Below are 860 nucleotides of genomic sequence, written 5' to 3' on the forward strand. Positions count from 1 at the left end.
GGCTTCGTTCTCGCCCGGTCGTTCACACTTTCGGCTTTCGCCCTCTTCGTCGATACGCTTCGGCTGGCAAGCGACGAACTCGACAAATCGGGCCGCGTGCGCGCCGATTGGCAGGTGCTCGGCAACACGAGCCATCTGATCGCATCGAGTTGCGGGGTTCAGGTCGCGCCGACGTCAGGCCTCGTCGACCCGGGGCAGTTCGACTACATCGTGATGGTCGGCGGCCTGCTCAAGAACGAACACCCGATCGACGACGAGACGATCGCTTTCCTGAAGAAGGCGGCCGCGAAGAAAGTACCTTTGATCGGGCTGTGCACCGGTACCTTCATCCTGGCGGMAGCGGGGCTCATGGCCGGGCACGTCGTTTGCGTCAGCTGGCTTCACTACCAGGCCTTCCGCGAACGTTTCYCGGATCTGAAGGTTCGCTCGGACCGCCTCTTCAACCTCGACCGCACCCGCGGTTCCTGCGCCGGCGGCAGCAGTGCTGCCGACATGGCCGCCCATATCGTGCGTCTCCACATCAGCCGGGAGGCAGAGCGCAATGCACTCGAGGTCCTGCAGATCGACAAGGCCCGCTCGCATCTCCATGTGCAGCCAAGAAAGCCGCTCGCGATCGAGAGCAACGACCCCCGCCTGAACGCTGCCCTCATCATCATGGAGCAGAATACCGAGAACACGATCTCGATCCCTGAACTGGCGGCCTCGGTCGGCCTGTCGCGCCGGCAACTCGAGCGACTGTTCATGGAGAAGGCGAAGATGTCGCCTGCGCACGTCTACCGGAAATTCCGACTGGAGCGCGCCAAGCACCTCATCACCCAGACGGACGCTTCGCTCATCGAGATCGCGCTTGAAGTCGGCTT

1 protein-coding gene is annotated in these 860 nt (G+C 62.9%); it reads left to right on the forward strand.

The genetic code is table 11. From position 1 onward, the window contains the following. Positions 1-860: GlxA family transcriptional regulator (locus tag AB4Z53_RS35375; RefSeq protein ID WP_441600088.1), on the forward strand; the 860-nt coding region annotated here is incomplete at both ends.

Origin of the sequence: Ensifer sp. 2TAB8 (assembly GCF_052115125.1) — a bacterium.
GTDB lineage: Bacteria > Pseudomonadota > Alphaproteobacteria > Rhizobiales > Rhizobiaceae > Ensifer.